Here is an 18,228-nt window from a genome sequence, read left to right as displayed (position 1 = left end):
GCAACAGATGCGCGGGTATGGGATGTTCCTTTTGAAGGCCAGCATTCGAATTGGCTCAAGTGAGATTATTTTTCTCGAGAAAATCAGAATACATGCCAAAAACAAACTGCAATTAATCTTTTAATAAGATTTCTATATCCTAGCTATTTTTGCTAGAAGGTCGTAATGAGGTGAATACCTGTTAAAAAAATTAAGATATATAGAAATAGCTTTGAATCGAAAGGTGAGGGGCTCGTTCATTTATATATATGGCTATTTATTTTCCTTAATAGCTGCAAATCAATGATCCCTTCGAAATATTCCCTTCATCTATGCTCGGGTGAGTATTGCTTTGCTCCAAACCATGGTATTGAAATAAGAGAGTTGCATAAATTATTATGGGAATATTTGTACTGGGATTTGCTTTAATTATAGCAATTTTTCTTATTTGGTTAAGCGGCCTTATTACCTCCCGAATAAAGTCGAGAGGGCTTAGAGTTTCGGTGCGCTCTGTTTTTATTTTCTCACTATTGCTAGTCTATTTTTCTACCAATATATTTGATTATTATAAATTCAAAGAAATTTGTGATAGAGAAGCAGGTTTGAAAGTTTATAGATTCTTGGAGAGTGATGTGGGATGGACGTCCTCCAATATTTATTCTCGTAGCATTTTATATAATTATCCAGAGATTGCTTTTGTTCGTTATGAGAATGAAAAGCATATAGCTTTTGATTTGGTACGAACAAATGAGAAAAAAGATCGTTATGACAATGGACTCCGCTCATATCCATCAGATGGAGTTAGGCAGCCACTTTATATTTATAAGAAGAGTGTAGAGGAAATCCCTGAATTGAAACGAACGGTTCTTTTTGAAGTAAGTGCGATTGATATTGAAAGCGGTCAAGTGATGGCTGTTCATAAAAATTTCACGCATAAGATTTTTAATTTCGAATGGGGGCCTAGTTCAGGAACTTCATGCAGTTCTGTTCTACCCTCTGATTTAGGTTCGAAACTTGTTTTTTTTGAATTTAAAGAGCTTCAGCCAGCATTTTATCCAACCGAGAGAGGAAGTAAGTAATGTCAGTTTTTAGCATACAGAAATTACATGATCTTGCAGAAACTAGTCTTGCAAGTTATGCATATTTAGATGCCAATGGGATTAATGATGAATTATTGGCAGACCAGCTCCAAAAGTCACAAATTGGCGCAAATTTCACCCCCATACAAGCGGAGAACTTTACTTCCCACTATGCATTACTTTCCACGCAGCCTAACGTTGATCTGAACGGCTTTAGTGCATCGATTTTCGAAGACAAACAGACTCATGAAAAAGTACTGGCGCTGCGTGGCACTGAATTTGAGCAAGGTTGGGGACAAATCGGAACGGATGCAGGGGTGGCCGACGCGCTGGGCATTGGGGTCTCCGGCTATGCCAATTTGCAGGGCCTGGAGATGTGCCGTTACTGGAAGAAGCTCTGTACTGTCGGTGGACAATCAGTCAACTATACAGATGCCGAGCTCATTAAGCTGTATGCGCTCAAGCTCGGCCCAATTTTGGGAGGATCTCTCTTGACGTTGCCTGGTGCAACGATTCTCGCCTCCGCCGGGTACATTGCCTTTGCTGATGGGATGAGAAGCGATGTTGGCATTGATTCTGGCGTTGTTGGGCAGCCGGTGATTGCGCCGGGAGAGAAAGTTAACGTCACCGGCCACAGCCTGGGGGGCCATCTGGCTTTATTATTCTCTCGGATCTTTCCTGACAGTGTTGATCAGGTTGTTACGCTCAATGCCCCGACTTTTTTCTCGCAAGGAGATGCCTTTCTCGATCTGTTGGGTTATTCGATCAACATCAGTGATCGCGTCACGCGCATTGAAGCCGATGGCGATGGTGTTCATGTCCTAGGTAACATTAGTTTTGGCTCGGTAGTTAGCATTGCGCAAGAAAATAATCCGGGCCCAGCTGCTGCATTTTCGAGTAATCACTCTAGCGTTAATGGGGTCGACTCGCTGTATGTTATGTCGATGCTGGCCAAGCTTGATCCTAGCCATGCGGACGATGCAGCATACTTCTCCAACCTCATCCGTGCATCGGCCAATACGGCTGCACCAAGTTATGAAAATCTCGTCGACAGTCTGAGAAGAATGCTTGTGGATGCATCCATTCAGATGACGCCAGTATCTTCGGGAGCGGGCGATGCCAAGCGAGTGGATTTATACGAAAATGTACAGGCACTCGAAACACATAACCTCGCAGGTAAACTCAGAATTACTAGAGCTGGCATCGACCTGCAAAACCAAGCACGCACTGATTTTTCTGCCTTGATTGCTCTGCAAGAGCTCTTGCCAATTGTTGTGAAAGGCATCGATGCGACTGTCACTGCCCAGCTCTCCAATCTCTGGCAATCCAATCGAGCGACCGATTACGCCGCTTGGCAAGCCGACCAGAATTCTGTAGTACCCAATACCTTTACCGACCAATGGATTCAGGATCGGGCCATATTGCTTGAAGCCATTATGGCAAGAAATGCCAAGGACGGTACAGATTTAGCATACAGCGGTACCTTGCCCAGTGACCGGGCCTACGAATTGCAATGGATAAATGCCGATGGCGCTGGTCAGTCATTGATTGCTGAAAATGCCAGTCGCCAAGGCGGTGTGCTTCAACCCGTAGCACATCAAGTGATTACATTCGGTGGAGCGGATGCGGATCCGTTGATGGGAAGCGATAACAAACTGGGTGATCATTTATACGGAGGTGCAGGAAACGACACCTTGACTGGTTTGGAGGGCGATGACTACCTTCAAGGAGACGCAGGTGGAGATACCCTTATTGGCGGCGCAGGCAGTGATACCCTTGTGGGGGGGGCTGGCAGCGACATCTATGTTCTCAATCTGAGCGAGAGTGGCGTAGACACCATTCTTGATAGCGATGGTAGCGGCCAGATCAAGCTGGGCGATGTAGTCATCTCCGGCAGCTTTGGCCAATTGAGTGGCGCGGTAGGTGGACCAGACTACTACAGCAATGACGCTAATCGCCAATACAAGCTCAGCCAGGTAGGTGCCAATGAATGGCGCCTGTTCGCTAAATCGGGTAACGATTACACCTTGGTTGCCCAATTGCAGGACTGGCAAGATGGGCAACTGGGCATCAACCTCAATGGTGGCCAGTTGGGCGAGGCATTGCCCACCATGGGATTGTCCTACCCAAATAGCGTGGCATACATGAACTTCAATGCCACACGCTCCACAGTAGGCGTCGTGATGGAAGGCGGAACCAAGTCCGACTCCTTCACGGGCAGCGGCTACAGCGATGTGATCAGCACAGGAGACGGGCTGGGTAACTACGTCATGGCCCAGGGCGGTAACGACTTTATTCTGGGCGGCAGCGGGCGCGAATACATTCGTGCAGGCGCCAATGGCACTGGTGCTGACGACAACGACACCGTGCAAGCCGGTGCAGGCACCGACATGGTGTATGGAGGCATGGGCGAGGATCTGATTTGGGGCAACACCGCCAACACGGAATACTTGGCGACGGCTACCGACAGTGGTGAGCGCGGTGATTGGCTCAGTGGCGAAGGCGGAAATGACTTCATCGCCGGCAGCCACTCGCAAGACATGATTTTTGGTGGTGCGGGCGCCGATACCTTGTTGGGCGGTGCCGGGAACGACCTGATTTTGGGTGACGGGCAATATTCGGTAAGCAGCCGCACAGTTGCGCTGGACTATGCATCTCCTTCCACGCAATCATTCGTTTGGAACACCGATGGCACCATCAAGGGGCCGCTGAACCAGTATGACTATGGCCTGGACCCCGTAGTTATTCCCAATGGCAGTATCCACAACTGGAGCTGGAGTGGAGCAGAGAGTGACTTCGGTATCACCTTGGCTTCAGGTATCACCTTCTTGAGTCAGGTGCGTGTGGCTCCGGGGGGCGGTGACGACCTGATCGATGGTGGCGAAGGCGACGACTGGATCGCAGGGCAGACCGGCAATGACCGTATTTTGGGCGGCGCAGGCAACGACATTCTCTATGGCGATGATGCGGTTGCGCTGCCTGCCGGTAGCCAAGAAGGCAACGACCAGCTGTTTGGCGGACAGGGGGCGGACATTCTGCACGGCGGTGGGGGAAATGATCTGCTGGGAAGCCAGGATGACGATGGATCCCAAGACAAGCTGTATGGCGAAGCTGGAGACGACACGCTGGTAGGTGGCACAGGACATGACATCCTCGACGGAGGCGATGACAGTGACGAGCTCTATGCAGGTAGCGATGGCAGCACCTTGCTGGGCGGCGCTGGTGCCGATCAACTATACGGAGGCGCAGGCAACGACACCATTGAAGGCGGCAATGGAGATGACATCTACCACACCAGCGGTGGTAGCGACACCATCATGGACCTCGGTGGCGACGACACCTACTTCATCAACTACGACAGCCTGCAAGCGGGGACCATCACGACCCTGACTGATGTCAGTGGTGTTGGTCGTTTGTACTTTGACGGCGACTTGTTGACGGCGGACAACGTTCAAGCGCTCTCTGAAGATAGCTGGTCTGCTTCCTCTGGGCTCTGCATCATGTCCAAGGAGGGGGGAGATCTTGTCCTTCGCAGCAGAGACCTCACTGTCTCCGGCAAAGTGGTGGTCAAGAACTTCTTCAGCCAAGAAGAGTTTCTGGGCCTGAAACTGCCAGCTTATGTTCCAGTAGAACCTGAAAATCAACTACCAGTGGTGGGCCAAGCACTAGTAGCCCAAAGCGTAGAAGAAGACAGTGCGGTAAGCCTGCAAATCCCGGCTGCTGCATTCAGTGACCCCGATGGAGACCCGCTCAGCTACAGCGCAAGCCTGGCTGATGGCTCGGCGCTGCCATCATGGCTGAGCTTCGATGCGGCAACACGCACATTCTCCGGAACCCCGGACAACCAGGCCGTGGGCATCTTGCAACTGCAGGTTACCGTCAGCGATGGCAAGGGCGGTACGGCCAACCAAACCTTTGCGCTGGAGATCACCAACACCAACGACGCACCAGAAGTTGGCGCGCCGCTGCAGCCCTACGAAGTGGTGGAAGGCGCGGCCTTCTCCTACATCGTTGGCTCCAATGCATTTGTGGACATTGACAAAGGTGACGCGCTCACCCTCAGCGCCACAGGCGCAGGTGGCGCGGCCATCCCAGGCTGGCTCAGCTTTGACCCTGCCACAGGCGTCTTCACTGGCACGCCACCCGCTGGCAGCGCCCAAAACCTGGAAATAACGGTCACCGCGACCGACCAGGCAGGAGCCAGCATCAGCCAGCTGCTGACCCTCGTCATCCAGGACCCCGGAAATACTGGCAGCCAAGGGCAGCACATCGTCGGAACCATAGATGCAGACGTGTTGGTGGGCACCGCCTACGACGACGTGATGAATGGCTTGGAGGGCAACGACACCCTATCCGGAGGAGCAGGTAACGACCAGATCTTTGGAGCGCAAGGAGATGACACGCTCCATGGCGATGAAGGCAACGACTCCTTGTATGGCGGGGAAGGCAGTGACCAGCTCTACGGATGGGCGGGCGATGACCTGCTCAATGGCGAAGATGGCGACGACACCTTGTATGGAGGAGAAGGGGACGACCAGTTGTTTGGCTGGAGCGGAGCAGACACCATGCATGGCGATGCCGGCAACGACCTGATGTATGGGGGCGAGGGCAACGACCAAGTGTATGGCTGGGACGGCAACGACCAACTCAACGGAGACGCAGGCGAGGATCAACTGTTTGGAGGCCTTGGCAATGACGAGCTGTACGGCTGGGCCGATAACGACACCCTCAATGGAGACGAAGGCGACGACATACTCCACGGGGGCGAAGGTGATGACATCCTTTATGGCTGGGCTGACAACGACCAGCTATATGGAGAGGCAGGCCATGACATCTTGGTGGGAGGAGAAGGAGGTGACATCCTGTCTGGTGGAGTTGGCAATGACGAACACTATGGAGGCACGGGAGACGATCTCTACGTATTCTTCAGCGGAGACGGAGAAGACCTGATCGTAGAAGAAAGCACAGACACCAATGCAACCGACATCGTCCAACTCAGAGACATAGCCTCCACGGATGCCTACACCTTGAGCCGCGTCGGAGACGACCTTCACATCACGATTGGCTCGGATGTGATCATGATTCGGGACCAATTCGCAACGGATGCAGCAGCCATAGAAGAAATTCACTTCAAGGACGATGTGGTGCTGCTCGCCTCTGATATTGCGACCCAGCTCGGCATTGTGGGTGACATTGAGACAGCACAGAATCGGCAGGCAGGGGGCGAGAAGGCGGGAGCGACCGATGGCGCCATTCCAATGCCAAAACCGTATACCGTGGATGCCGAAAGTACGCCCATGTACCTCAAGCCTCTGCGACTGGACGGGACGGACAGCGTGCTCGGCGAACTCGCGAGCAATGGTCTGGATGCTGCAGGGGGCGGCACTATGTCCACATCGCTGTCTGCCTTGCTGACCCAAAGGTTGCCGGGCTCCACAGAAAGCAGTGGGCAGGCGGATCGCCTCATTGAAGCGATGTCGGCTTTCTCGGCAAGTGCCGATGCAAGTGCGGCAGCATCAATTGCCCCAGCACTGGGGCAGGCCTACGATCTGCTCAACAGGCAGCCGCTTTCCTTGGCTGCTACTGGCGCCTAAGTAGAACTGGCGACTAAGTAACGTGACTGAATCGACCAGGGGGACGGTGTTTCACTGGTCGATTCAGTCACTCATATCATTAATGGTCACGGGGATGGCTTGAATCTGTACTGTCAGGCCTAGATACCCAGATGCACCATGCGTTACTGGCGACGTCGCTCAGCGCTGTGCTTCTTGGTTTTCCACTCAAGAACTTTATTCCGATGGAGTTTGCGAGCATGTGCAAGCCCTGACCGCCTGCACGAGGAGTGCACGCGTACATCCTAGCTTGTTTGCCTACGGCACACCGTGCTGTAGCAAGGCGCTTTCCAAGGTAGGCTGGCCATCCGCAATAGCGACTGCACGAGTTCCAGCGCTTTGCGCAGGTTTGGCCAAACCTGCGGCCCGCCTACCGTAGCTGCGACACGAATTTTCGCAACAGCGTCTGGTCATTTCGTATCGAAATACTCAATGCCAACGCTCAGTGCCTGGTGCCCATCATCGGCGGGTGCGTTTCAAATCTGCAGTTGGGACGGGTCATCGTCTGCAGGGGGGCTTCCTCCGGGCTTGGGCTTCTTGGGCGTGCGGGGTATGGGCGATTGTTTGCTGCCCAGCGCATGTATGCCGATGAAGATGGGGCTCATCGCTTCTCTCCTGTTGCGTGAAATGCCAAATGAAGTTCCGCGAAGGCTACAAATCCTCAATGGCCAGCGAGTGGTATGCCTTGGCAAAGGAGTAGTTGCTGTTGGCAATCACTCCGCGCAATGCATTGATCTCCTGGTCATTCGCTGTGCGTATCAGCAGGCCGACATGGCCTTGCTCGGCAAGCTCCACCAGGCTGCGCGCAATGGAGCCGTCCGAGCCCATCGATGGCAACGGTTTGTCGGACGCATCTACCGTGGGTGCGATCTCCTGCAGCACAACCTGGGGCGGTACCAGAAAAATATCGTCGATGCGAAACAGGTGGTCAGTAAGCCGGCGTGCAATCTCCAAGGCCTCATCTTCCGATGGGTACATGACAAGCGAGAAACCTGTTGGGTAGAATGCGCCGCCTAAAAAGGCGCGCATCTTGGGGGTTACGGTCAAGGTCTGCATGGCAGCCTCCTTGTGCTCAAAGCGTTGATGGTGCACATGCTTGTCTGCGCCACCAGCCTATCGTCGGCTCCTCCGAGAAGTTGCGAAGTTTGTGCTTCTCACATGCCCCGCATGGGGCTGCATTCATCCACGGACGCGGAGCCAACCGGCGTGCGTCCACGGAAAACAGTCTTCAGGTGCCTGCTCTGCAAGGAGTCCGCACCTGCGCGTAGAAATGCGTCAACGTCGGCACATGACATAGGTGACCAATGCCCCCACCGCAAGTGCCGCACCGGCAATCCGCCATGGCTCATCCTTCGCGTACTGGTCTGCACAGGCCGCGGCGTGCCGGGTTTGCTGCAGCACCTGCTCGGCAGAATCCTTGGCGCTCGCGAGCCCTTCATCGATGCGTTGGCGCACGCCTCTGATTTCGGGAATGGCATCCAATTCCTTGACAGAGAGCAAGGCTCGAACATCATCGACCAGCTTGGCCAGATCGTCTTGCACTGCGGACAGGCTAGGCTGTTTGGATTTGAACAACATGGGACTCCTTTTTGTAAATAACGAGATTGGAACTACAGTACGGCGCTTCGCGGCGACTGGGTGTAGGAGCGTGGCCCGGATACCAAATGGAACGGATGGCGAAGACGCTTCATGGCCCGCTACACGGGTTCGGGGTCTTTCACAGGCGGCGCTTTCTGGGGCTCTTCGATAGGCAAGGTACTGTCGGGCGGGTCAATGGGCTCAGGTTTTGCCGGCTCCGGCATGGGAGGCGGTACCGGTGGCTGCGGTGGTGCGATGGGGGTTGGCATGGCTATTTCCTCCTGGCTGCCGTGGTGGTGTTGACGGTGTTGACCCTTCCGGGCGGATGTCCAGCGTCTTCGGGCCCATGGGCGTTGCAGCCAAGGCTGTTGACGGACTGTTCGACAAAGCCCGGATCCAGGTCACACGACAAGAATAGGCATCGGCAAGGCAGGCGCGATCAGAACGGCACCCAGATCGCAACCATCAGAAATGCGATGACGATGGCAAGCAGGATGGCGAATCGCTTGTTGGCTAATTGGCCAAAACCTGTCTTGGGGTTGGATGGTTTGCTGGGTTCGGTCATAGGTGCACTTTCCAGTTATCGGGTTGATACTGCCGTGATTCATCACGCCTTGGGGTTGATGCGTCGGCCTCGTGGGCAGAGCCTGAACATCCGCCATCGGCAGCCACGCTGTCATGCAGTCATGGCCCCACCGGTTCAGGTTGCACCACCCGCTCGGACTCCGGATCCTGCGGAATATCGGGCTCGCGGTCTGGCGAAAAGGGCGGATGGGCCGGGTCGTCTCCGTCTGCGGGCAAGGCTGGCTCCTGTACCGGATCGGGCTCGCCCACGGGGTCCATTTCCTCGTCTTCGGGCTGCGGCTTGGTCGCCATGAAAAGGGCGCTGTTCATGTTTGCTCCTTCCATCAAAATTGGCAGATCTCCTTGCGGTGTATGAACCCAAAGGGTGACGCCATGGTGTCTTGCTGGCTGTAGGACGCGCGCCTCCATGCCTGCAATCCGTATCGCAAAAGTACGTGGTATGGCGGGCCGCTCAGGCCGCCCGGCCCCAGAGGCCAGGGCTTGCGAGGCGGTGCAGAAATGAAAAACCCCGAAGGTCCTGTCAACCAGCGGGGTGAATGCGATTGGCGCTGAAAAGGCCTATACCGCCATGGGCGCCGTCAGCGGCGCATGGTGCTGGTAGCCTTCGAGGCGGAAGTCGCCGGGCTCCACTTTCTCCAGCCATTCTGGCTCGTAACGGCCGGTTTCTGCATAGCTTGGAATGCGGTCGGACAACACCAGCTGTGGCGCGGGGAAGGGCTCGCGCTGGAGTTGTTCCTGCAGCATGGGCAGGTGGTTTTCGTAGATGTGGGCATCACCGATGAAATAGGTGAACCAGCGCGGTTTGTAGCCGGTCAGGCGTCCCACCAGGTGCAGCAGCGCTGCGCCCTCGGTCAGGTTGAAAGGCGTACCCAGGCCCACATCGTTGCTGCGGATGTAGAGGCACAGCGATATCTCGCCCGCCTGTTGGTTGACGAGAAACTGGTAGAGCAGGTGGCAGGGCGGCAGGGCCATTTCCTCCAGCTGCGCCCAGTTCCAGCCGTGGAACAGAATGCGGCGGCTGCCGGGGTCGTTCATGATGGTGTCCAGGCACTGGCGCAACTGGTCAACGGCCTTGTAGAGCACGGCATGCGGCACACCGCCTTCGTCCACTTCCCCAATCTGGCGGTAACCCTTGGCCAAGGCATCGGCAATCTGTACGGCGCCCTGGGGTTGAGCCAGATCAATCAGTTTGTAGGCAGGCCACTGACGCCATTGCACGCCGTACACGGGGCCCAGGTCGTCTTCCTGCAGGCGATAGGGGTTGGCCAGCCATGCCTTGTTCTCATTGGCGTTCTGATCCCAGACCTTGCAGCCAAGCGCCCGGAAATCCGCAGCACTGCGGCATGCGCGCATGAAACCCACCATCTCGCCAATGGCAGATTTGAACGCCAGCTTTTTGGTGGTGACAGCGGGAAAGCCTTGCTGCAGGTCAAAACGCAGGCTGGCGCCTGGCATGCTGAGGGTGCGGATGCCGGTGCGGTTGTTCTGCCACGAACCGTGGTCCAGAATGTCCTGCACGAGTTGGAGGTATTGCTTCATTCGGTTCTCAAGAGGGTTGCCGGCCCGGGCATGGTTTCAGCGGTTGGCCCAGGGGCCATGGCCGGGTGCTGCACCATGCAGGCCTGGGCACAATGCCCGTACTTTACGCGATGGCCGCTTTCCCCTGCAGCTATGCAGTGCAGGAAGGCCATAGTTGGTTACATAGACAACTAATCGTATAGTGTGCCAGTTTTCTCTGTTCAGGCCTGTTGCCCGGCTGCAGGCATGCAGATTTGGCGCGGCTTTGAGCTCGAACAAGTTCATTGCTATTGTTTTAATAGCTTCAAGCGCTGATTGGACAAGCGCTGGAATTCCAGAACATTTGTGAAAAGCATTTGAAAGGCGAGGTATGTGGATGCAAGGGCACATCGGGTATAGGGCATGGGGTTTTGCGGCTGTACTTGCGTTGGCGGGCTGCCAGAGCGGGCCGGGAGGGGCGCCCGCTGCCCAGGCGACCGATGGCCAGCAGGCCTACGGGCAGTTGCAGGGCCAGGTGGGCAAGTACCAAAGCGATGCGCCATTTTTGCAGCGTGGCGTGATGGCGGCGCGCCTGCAGCACCTGCTGGGTACGCAGGCGCCGGTTTTCATGCGGAATCTGGAGGTGGCGGGCCCCTTGCAGAAGGAAGGATCGGTCTACTTCATTACCGGCAATCGCAAGCATGAGGGCGGCAGCAACGCCGCCGCCGTGGCGCTGGACGCGCAGACCAATACCATGCGCATCTGGTGGTTGCAGGATGGTCAGCCGCGTGTGGTGCAAGACCCCGGTGCGTCCTTTCTCTGGCCCAAGGATGTCAACACCATGATCTCCAACGCGCTGAGTGCGCCGGCTTCCTAATCCGCATGCCCGCTGCCCAATGAGGACGGGGCATGCAGGGCAATACCCGGCGATGCGCCATCGCTCCTGCTGGGTTATTGGTGCGAATCAAGACTGCCGGGCCAGCATGCAGTTGGGGTTCATGATGCCGTGCGGGTCGAGCGCCTGCTTGATGGCGCGCATCATGGACAGCGCAACCGGCGACTGGTAATCCGGCAGGGTGGCTGCCTTCAAGGTGCCAATGCCATGCTCCGCCGAAATGGAGCCGCCAAACTTGGCAACGGCGTCGTAGACGATGTGGTTGATCTCGTGCTCGCGCGCCTCAAGGAATGCCTTGGGGTCCATGCTCTCGGGGGCCTGCACATTGAAGTGCAGATTGCCGTCTCCCAGGTGGCCAAAGTTCACCAGGCGCATGCCCGGCACCTTGTGCGCCAGCACGGCGGTGGCGTGTTCCACAAAGGCTGGAATGCGTGAAATTGGCACCGAGATGTCGTGCTTGATGTTCAGGCCTTCCTCCACCTGTGCGAGCGGAATGCTCTCGCGGATGTGCCACAGGTTGTGGGCCTGGCCCAGGTTTTCGGCCACGACGGCGTCCAGCACGATTTCCTGCTCGAACGCGGCCTCCATCAGCGCCTCAAAGCGTGCGCGGGCGTGTGCCTCGGATTCGCTGTCGGAGTTCTCCAGCACCACGGCGTATGGGAAATCGGGGTTGTCGATAAAGGGCACGCGCAGCTGCGGCATGTGCTTGTCCACTAGGGTCAGTGCAAAGCGGTTCATCACCTCGAAGCCTGTAAGACCCGCGCCCAGGTATTGGTGGGCCAGGCCCAGCAGCTGTACTGCCGCTTCAAACGACGGCAGTGCGGCCCAGGCGGTGAGCTGGCTGGCGGGCATGGGGTAGATCTTCATCGTGGCGGCCGTGATCACCCCCAGGGTGCCTTCGCTGCCGATGAAGAGGTTGCGCAGGTCGTAGCCGGTGTTGTCCTTGCGCAGGCCTTTCAATCCATTCCAGATTTCTCCCTGGGCGTTGACCACTTCCAGGCCCAGGCACAGCTCGCGCGTATTGCCGTAGCGCACCACCTGCGTGCCACCTGCATTGGTGCCCAGATTGCCGCCAATGGTGCAGCTGCCTTCGGCTGCCAGCGACAGCGGGAAGAGAAAGCCTTCTTTCTCGCAGCGCTCCTGCAGGCTTTGCAGAATGCAGCCCGCATCGACTGTGATCGTCAGGTTGTCCTTGTCCAGCGCACGCACGGTGTTCATGCGGCCCAGGTTCAGCACCACCTGCGTGCCGGATGTATCGGGGGTTGATCCCACCACCAGGCCGGTGTTGCCACCCTGCGGCACGATGGCGGTGCCATTGGCGGCGCAGGCCTTGACCACGGCAGCCACTTCCTCGGTGGAGCCGGGGCGCACCACGGCCAGGGCCTTGCCGTGCTCGCGGCGGCGCCAGTCCTGTTCGTAGGCGCTCAGGTCGCCATCAGTCAGTACATGGTTTTCGCCCACAATGCGGCGCAGGCTGGCAATCAGATCGGTCATGGCTTGGTCTCAACAAATATCCAAAAACAAAATGCGTTCAGCGGGACGATGGCCCGCCCGGTTATTCGGCAGGCCGCACGGCTTTCTGGCGACCCTTGACATGCAGAACGCAGGCGGCAAACAGCAGCAGGCACAGCGCGATCTCGGCCATCGCGCACCAGCGGCTGGGCGGCGCATCACCAAATGCGCGCACCACACCTTCGGTGAAGTACAGCCACACCAGAAGACTGACCCAGCGGTAGGTGTACATGCGGTGCTTGAGCAGCCCTGCCAGCGGTATGCACAGCGGCAGCGCCTTGATGACGAGCCACGAGCCACCGGGGCGCAGCGGCGCGATCCACAACTCCCACGCCACGGACAGCACCACGAGACCCAGGAGCGACACCACTGCAAGTGTGCGAGACAGCTGCGCCACGCCAGGCGCTGCGGCGGGCGTTACCAAATCAGGCAGATTCGAAGGTGCGGAAGGCATGGTGCGTGGTGTGAAACTGGCATCATATCGGCATGTACGGCACAGAAGAGAAAAACACGGCATCGAGGGCGACGGATTCCATGGCCACCAGGCCAGAGCGCTGGTGGCAGGCGCTGGCTGATTTTCCGTGGGGCAATACGGTCGATACCCTGCGCAGGCGTTTTGGCGAAGACCGCCTGGGTCTGACGGCCAGCAGCCTGACCTTTACCACCACCCTGGCACTGGTGCCGTTCATGACGGTGGCGCTGGCGCTGTTCACCGCGTTTCCGATGTTCTCGCAGATGGAGGCGCAACTGCAGCGCTGGCTGGTCGAGAGCCTGATCCCCAGCAGCATCGCCAGCCAGGTGCTGGGCTACATCACCCAGTTTGCCAGCAAGGCCAGCCGCCTGGGCATGGCGGGCCTGAGTTTCCTGCTGGCCACGGCGCTGGCACTGATTCTCACCATGGACCGCACGCTCAACAACATCTGGCGGGTGCGCAAGCTCCGGCCGCTAGGCCAGCGCGTGCTCATCTACTGGGCTGCCATCACATTGGGGCCGCTGCTGCTGGCCGCCAGCCTGGCGCTGACGTCGTCGGTGATGGCCGCTTCGCGCAGTGCCATGGGCGAGCTGCCGTACCTGATTCGCCTCGCTTTCGATTCGCTGGAGTTCGTGCTTTTGGCGGCGGGGGTGACAGCCATGTTCCGCTATGTGCCCAATACCCATGTGCGCTGGCGCGACGCATTGGCTGGTGGCGTGTTTGTAGCGATCGGGATCGAGCTGGCCAAGAAGATTCTCGCCCTGTACCTGGCCAACGTGCCCACGTACTCCACGATCTACGGCACCTTCGCTACGTTGCCCATCTTGCTCATCTGGATCTATGTGGCCTGGGTGATCGTGCTGCTGGGCGCCGTGGTGGCTGCCTATCTGCCCAGCCTGCTGGCGGGCGTGGCCCGCCTGCCCACGGCGCAGAGCTGGGATTTTCAGCTCGCCATCGAGTGCCTGCACGCCCTCAATCCCATGCGCTACCAGCCCGAGAAGGGGTTGTACCTGCACCAGCTGGCTGCGCAGTTGAAGGTGGAGGATGTGCAACTGCACCGCGCGCTGGATGTGCTGGCCCAGCTGGACTGGGTGGGCGCCGTGGTGGATGTGGAGGGCCGCGTCACCAGCGCAGAACAGCAGGGCCAGAGCAGCGACAGCGATGCCCGCTACGTGCTGCTGGTGGAGCCCGCTGCCACGCGTGCGCAGCCGCTGATGACGGCGCTGCTGCTGGACTGCAACGAAGCTACCGAGCCCCTGTGGTGGCACTGCGGGCTCGATCACGTCATGCTGATCGATCTGCTGGAGCGCCGCCCCGGTGCGCTGGAGGCGCGAGAGGTGCAGGAGGCAGAGCGCGCAGCAGCCTGAAATTTGCGAAAGCGGAAAAAATCAGGCGCGCAAGAATTGCGGGTAGCTGGCATCCAGCCGCTGGCGCGCAAATGCCACCATGTCGGCCGGATAGCGCGGGTGCGCCGCAAAGGCATTGTCGTTCAGGTCGTACAGCACCACCAGGGCCGCAACTTCCCAGGCCCAGTGGTGGTTGGCAATGTCGGTCCACGAGGCGGGTGACAGGGTATCTGCCGTGGCTGGATAGGCCTGTTGCAGGTAGGCCTGCAAGGGCGCGCCGTATACCTCCAACTGTTCGAAGAACGGTGTGAGGGCTGCGTAAGGCTCGGGGCAGAACAGCGCTTCCACGGCTTCGGTCTTGTCGCAGGCGGCGGCGCTCAGGTAATCGAGCAGGCGGTCGCACTGGTTGTCCAGCAGGCGCTGCACGATGGGCGGAATCAGTTCCTGGCGCTCCAGCAGCACCGGAAAAGCCAGCAGTTGAACCGCACTGGCGTAATCCTGGCCCGCGACCTCCAGTGTGTGGTGGTGGGCGAGGCCCTTCTCGTTAGCGCTGCGTGCCATGCTGGCAAATTCATTGCAGCAATGCAGCACGTGTTCGAACAGGGCTTCCAGGCTGGTGAGAGACAGGCCCCGGGTGTAGGCCAGCTCGGGCAGGCGCAGCGCCTGGCGCACGGCATCGCGCCAGTCATCCCAGGCCTGTTGCTGGCTGCCGGGGGCCAGGTCCTGCATGTCCAGCCCGTAGTAACCGTGGCTGGCGAATTCGTGCAACTGGCCCAGCGCATCTGCCCAGGCCTCGTTCCAGCGCTCGGTGTCCACGGGCTGGCGAGGCTGCAGCAGATGCCACGGCAGGGCGTGACAGTGCTGCAAAAGACTGGGAAGGGCGGTATCAAGCATGGCTGGTGGCATTCGTGCTGCGTTGTGGCATGCGCTTTGCGCCCCGATGCAGCGATAAGCCATAGGCTAGCGCATTCTGCGCGATTTGCGCTCTAAAAAATGGCTCTCCTTACCACTGCTTACCGCCGATACAGGTGTGGTATCTCGCTATCAAAATTATTGCTTAAAACTGAAGGAAATCCCGAATTGCAAACAGCGTTGGATCGGGAGATTCCATCATTTGGTTGTGCCCGTTGGGAATCGTTCGCACCTGCACGGACTTGCCAGCCGCCTTGGCTGCATCGATCAGGCCTTTGGCCGCCCTGGGAGGGGTCATCTGGTCTTGCTCACCCAGCACAAACAGAACAGGGCAATTGACGGCCGTCATGGCAGCTTCTCCGCCGCTGTAGCCGTCGCAGGCGACAAAACCGGTATGCAGCAGATTGGTGTCACCATTGCTGGCCAGCACGCGGCGGCCTAGTGCCGTGCCCGCGCCGAACACCCAGCTGCCCGCGCCGTTGGGTGGCGACAAGGTGGCGCGCGAGAAGGTCTGCACCATGGCAATGGCCTGGTCCGGCGCGCTTTGCGCCAGATCCAGAAGTACGGGCGATACCTTCATGGGGGCAGCGGTGCCTACCAATACGAGGTGGCTGACCCGCGCGCCCAACTGGGCAGCTGCCTGCATGGCAATCAGGCTGCCCCAGCTGTGGCCGATCAAGGCGGCCTTCTGCAGGCCTGCGGCGTCCATCATCTGGCCGATGAAGGTGGCGGCTTCCTCCACACTGGCAGGCGCCTTGCCGCCGCTCTTGCAGTGGCCCGGCAGATCAATGGCCAGCACGTTCCAGCCGTGGTTGGCGAGATAGCGGCTTTGCAGGGCCCACACGCTGTGATCACACAGCACGCCATGGATGAAGATGGCGGTGGGCCTGGCGGCGTCGAACGCCTTGCCGCCGGTATAGGCATATATGTCTGCGCCCTGTACTTGGATATGCATTTCGGTCTCCAGATTCTTGTGCGGTATCTCGTGGTCAGATATCCGCAATCAGCCGCTTGCCCAGCGACACGGTCTTGTCATTGCTGTAGCCCAGGCTTTCGTAAAAGGCGATCACCGCTTCGTTGCCTTCGCGTACCTGCAGGTTCAGCTTGGGGCAGCCGCGCTCGGTCAGCAATTGCTCGGCCCGCTCCATCAGGCGGCGCGCATGGCCCTGGCGCTGGCAGCCGGGGTGAACGGCCAGGTAGTTGATCCAGCCGCGATGGCCGTCGTAGCCCACCATTACGCTGGCAATCAATTGCCCGGCTCCGTCGGTTCCGACCAGAAAGAGATCGGGCGACACGCTGAGCTTGCGCGCAATATCCTTGTGCGGGTCGTTCCAAGGGCGGGTCAGGCCGCAGTCGTTCCACAGGCCGATCACGGCCTCGGTATCAGTGGCTGCAAAGCTGCGGATCTGCAGGGCGTGCTTGATTTCCATCAAGCAGCCTTTTCTGCGGCTTTGAGGGCGCGCTTGAGGTCGTCGATCAGGTCGTCTGCATCTTCCAGCCCGATCGACAGGCGGATCGTACCCTGGCCGATACCCGCCTGGGTCAGCGCTTCGTCGGTCATGCGGAAATGCGTGGTGCTGGCCGGGTGAATGACCAGCGAACGGCAGTCGCCGACATTGGCCAGGTGGCTGAAGACTTTGAGCGTTTCGATGAATTTCTTGCCCTGGTTGCGGTTGCCGGCAATGTCGAAGCTGAACACCGAGCCCGCGCCGCGCGGCAGCAGCTTCTGCGCGAGCGCATGGGAGGGGTGCGACTCCAGCATCGGGTGGCCCACGCGGCCTACCAACGGGTGGCTGGCGAGGAATTGCACCACCTTTTCGGTGTTGCGCATGTGGCGCTCCATGCGCAGCGGCAGGGTCTCGATGCCTTGCAGGATCAGCCAGGCGGTGTGCGGGCTCATGCAGGCGCCGAAGTCGCGCAGGCCTTCGCGGCGCGCGCGCAGCAAGAAGGCGCCCACCGTGCTTTCTTCGGTGAACACCATGTTGTGAAAGCCGTCGTAGGGCTCGGTCAATTCGGGGAAGCGCCCGCTCTTTTCCCAGTCGAAGCTGCCGCCATCCACGACGATGCCGCCAATCACCGTTCCATGGCCCGAGAGGAACTTGGTGGCCGAGTGGTAGACGAGGTCTGCACCATGTGCGAAGGGCTTGATAAGCCACGGCGAGGTGAGGGTGGAATCCACCAGCAGCGGCACGCCCGCCTCATGGGCAATCTGCGCCACGGTCGGAATGTCCAGCACATCCAGCCCCGGGTTGCCCACGGTTTCGCCAAAGAAAAGCTTGGTATTGGGGCGAATGGCGGCGCGCCAGCCGTCGATGTCGCCGGGTTTGACGAAAGTGGTTTCGATGCCGAAGCGCCGCAGCGTGTAGTGCAGCAGGTTCTGCGAGCCGCCATACAGGGCGGTGCTGGCCACGATGTGGCTGCCCGCGCCCATCAGTGTGGCAATCGACAGATGCAGCGCAGCCTGGCCGCTGGCCACGGCAATGGCTCCCACGCCGCCTTCGAGGGCAGACACGCGCTGCTCCAGCACGGCATTGGTCGGGTTGCTGATGCGGCTGTAGACATGGCCGGGCCGCTCCAGGTTGAACAGGCTGGCGGCGTGGTCGCTGGATTCGAAGACGAACGAGGTCGTCAGGTGGATGGGCACGGCACGTGCGCCGGTGGCCGGATCGGGCTGGGCGCCTGCGTGCAGGCTCAGGGTGTCAAAACCGGGGTCTGAATAGCCGGGCATGGCAGATCTCCATCAGATTGTCATTCTGGGTGG

17 protein-coding genes and 1 pseudogene are annotated in these 18,228 nt (G+C 58.5%); 4 read left to right on the top strand and 14 right to left on the bottom strand.

The annotated features are described in order from the left end of the window. Nucleotides 1-377: 377 nt before the first annotated feature. Nucleotides 378-1,058: a hypothetical protein gene (locus LAD35_RS14325; protein ID WP_224149696.1), complete on the top strand. Its 681-nt coding sequence runs from the start codon at nucleotides 378-380 to the stop codon at nucleotides 1,056-1,058. Further along, nucleotides 1,058-6,652: a putative Ig domain-containing protein gene (locus tag LAD35_RS14320; RefSeq protein ID WP_224149695.1), complete on the top strand. Its 5,595-nt coding sequence runs from the start codon at nucleotides 1,058-1,060 to the stop codon at nucleotides 6,650-6,652. Before LAD35_RS14325 ends, LAD35_RS14320 begins: the two co-directional genes overlap by 1 nt. Before the next feature lie 66 nt (nucleotides 6,653-6,718). On the opposite strand, the pseudogene LAD35_RS14315 reads toward LAD35_RS14320, so the two are convergent. From LAD35_RS14315 to LAD35_RS14290, 8 genes and pseudogenes are all read right to left on the bottom strand, one after another. After that, nucleotides 6,719-7,017 (bottom strand): annotated as a pseudogene (locus tag LAD35_RS14315) (transposase); the annotation flags it as partial. A gap of 129 nt (nucleotides 7,018-7,146) precedes the next feature. Then, nucleotides 7,147-7,275, bottom strand: a complete 129-nt coding sequence (locus LAD35_RS22310) for a hypothetical protein (RefSeq protein WP_263434658.1) — start codon at nucleotides 7,273-7,275, stop codon at nucleotides 7,147-7,149. A gap of 46 nt (nucleotides 7,276-7,321) precedes the next feature. Further along, nucleotides 7,322-7,726 (bottom strand): hypothetical protein, encoded by a 405-nt coding sequence (locus LAD35_RS14310; RefSeq protein WP_224149694.1) that lies wholly within the window; start codon nucleotides 7,724-7,726, stop codon nucleotides 7,322-7,324. A 219-nt stretch (nucleotides 7,727-7,945) separates the two neighbouring features. Next, a complete protein-coding gene (locus LAD35_RS14305) occupies nucleotides 7,946-8,248 on the bottom strand; it encodes a DUF883 family protein (protein ID WP_224149693.1) in 303 nt (100 codons plus the stop codon). Nucleotides 8,249-8,367: 119 nt separating this feature from the next. Continuing rightward, the gene (locus LAD35_RS22305) at nucleotides 8,368-8,517 is read right to left on the bottom strand and encodes a hypothetical protein (protein WP_184749485.1); all 150 of its coding nucleotides are present in this window, start codon (nucleotides 8,515-8,517) and stop codon (nucleotides 8,368-8,370) included. A 170-nt stretch (nucleotides 8,518-8,687) separates the two neighbouring features. Beyond that, complete coding sequence (locus LAD35_RS22300) at nucleotides 8,688-8,813, bottom strand: hypothetical protein (protein WP_263434657.1); 126 nt, start codon at nucleotides 8,811-8,813, stop codon at nucleotides 8,688-8,690. A gap of 119 nt (nucleotides 8,814-8,932) precedes the next feature. Further along, on the bottom strand, nucleotides 8,933-9,142 hold the full coding sequence (locus LAD35_RS14295; RefSeq protein ID WP_224149692.1) for a hypothetical protein: 210 nt from the start codon (nucleotides 9,140-9,142) through the stop codon (nucleotides 8,933-8,935). Between the two features lie 249 nt (nucleotides 9,143-9,391). Beyond that, nucleotides 9,392-10,372 (bottom strand): thymidylate synthase, encoded by a 981-nt coding sequence (locus tag LAD35_RS14290; protein ID WP_224149691.1) that lies wholly within the window; start codon nucleotides 10,370-10,372, stop codon nucleotides 9,392-9,394. A 355-nt stretch (nucleotides 10,373-10,727) separates the two neighbouring features. Here LAD35_RS14290 and LAD35_RS14285 point away from each other — a divergent pair, with 355 nt between their 5' ends. After that, nucleotides 10,728-11,207: a hypothetical protein gene (locus tag LAD35_RS14285; RefSeq protein ID WP_224149690.1), complete on the top strand. Its 480-nt coding sequence runs from the start codon at nucleotides 10,728-10,730 to the stop codon at nucleotides 11,205-11,207. Nucleotides 11,208-11,294: 87 nt separating this feature from the next. Here the strand turns inward: LAD35_RS14285 and LAD35_RS14280 are convergent, their stop codons facing one another. Both LAD35_RS14280 and LAD35_RS14275 read right to left on the bottom strand, forming a co-directional pair. Continuing rightward, nucleotides 11,295-12,719: an FAD-binding oxidoreductase gene (locus LAD35_RS14280; RefSeq protein WP_224149689.1), complete on the bottom strand. Its 1,425-nt coding sequence runs from the start codon at nucleotides 12,717-12,719 to the stop codon at nucleotides 11,295-11,297. Between the two features lie 61 nt (nucleotides 12,720-12,780). Further along, nucleotides 12,781-13,191, bottom strand: coding sequence for a DUF2069 domain-containing protein (locus tag LAD35_RS14275; RefSeq protein ID WP_224149688.1), 411 nt, complete (start codon nucleotides 13,189-13,191; stop codon nucleotides 12,781-12,783). Nucleotides 13,192-13,271: 80 nt separating this feature from the next. Between LAD35_RS14275 and LAD35_RS14270 the strand changes: the two genes are divergently transcribed. Further along, entirely contained in the window at nucleotides 13,272-14,576 is a 1,305-nt protein-coding gene (locus LAD35_RS14270; protein ID WP_224149687.1) for a YihY family inner membrane protein, read from the top strand. Nucleotides 14,577-14,597: 21 nt separating this feature from the next. Here the strand turns inward: LAD35_RS14270 and LAD35_RS14265 are convergent, their stop codons facing one another. The 4 genes from LAD35_RS14265 to LAD35_RS14250 all read right to left on the bottom strand — a co-directional run bounded on the left by LAD35_RS14265 (nucleotide 14,598) and on the right by LAD35_RS14250 (nucleotide 18,195). Beyond that, on the bottom strand, nucleotides 14,598-15,449 hold the full coding sequence (locus tag LAD35_RS14265; protein WP_224149686.1) for a PoNe immunity protein domain-containing protein: 852 nt from the start codon (nucleotides 15,447-15,449) through the stop codon (nucleotides 14,598-14,600). Between the two features lie 163 nt (nucleotides 15,450-15,612). Beyond that, complete coding sequence (locus LAD35_RS14260; protein ID WP_224149685.1) at nucleotides 15,613-16,422, bottom strand: alpha/beta fold hydrolase; 810 nt, start codon at nucleotides 16,420-16,422, stop codon at nucleotides 15,613-15,615. 34 nt (nucleotides 16,423-16,456) lie between these two features. Continuing rightward, nucleotides 16,457-16,897 (bottom strand): GNAT family acetyltransferase, encoded by a 441-nt coding sequence (locus LAD35_RS14255; protein WP_224149684.1) that lies wholly within the window; start codon nucleotides 16,895-16,897, stop codon nucleotides 16,457-16,459. Then, the gene (locus LAD35_RS14250) at nucleotides 16,897-18,195 is read right to left on the bottom strand and encodes an O-acetylhomoserine aminocarboxypropyltransferase (RefSeq protein ID WP_224149683.1); all 1,299 of its coding nucleotides are present in this window, start codon (nucleotides 18,193-18,195) and stop codon (nucleotides 16,897-16,899) included. Before LAD35_RS14250 ends, LAD35_RS14255 begins: the two co-directional genes overlap by 1 nt. Nucleotides 18,196-18,228: the final 33 nt, after the last annotated feature.

It is taken from the genome of Comamonas odontotermitis, assembly GCF_020080045.1.
Lineage (GTDB): Bacteria > Pseudomonadota > Gammaproteobacteria > Burkholderiales > Burkholderiaceae_C > Comamonas > Comamonas odontotermitis.
Note: the sequence above shows the minus strand (reverse complement) of the source record. Positions and strands in the feature narration are given on the sequence as shown.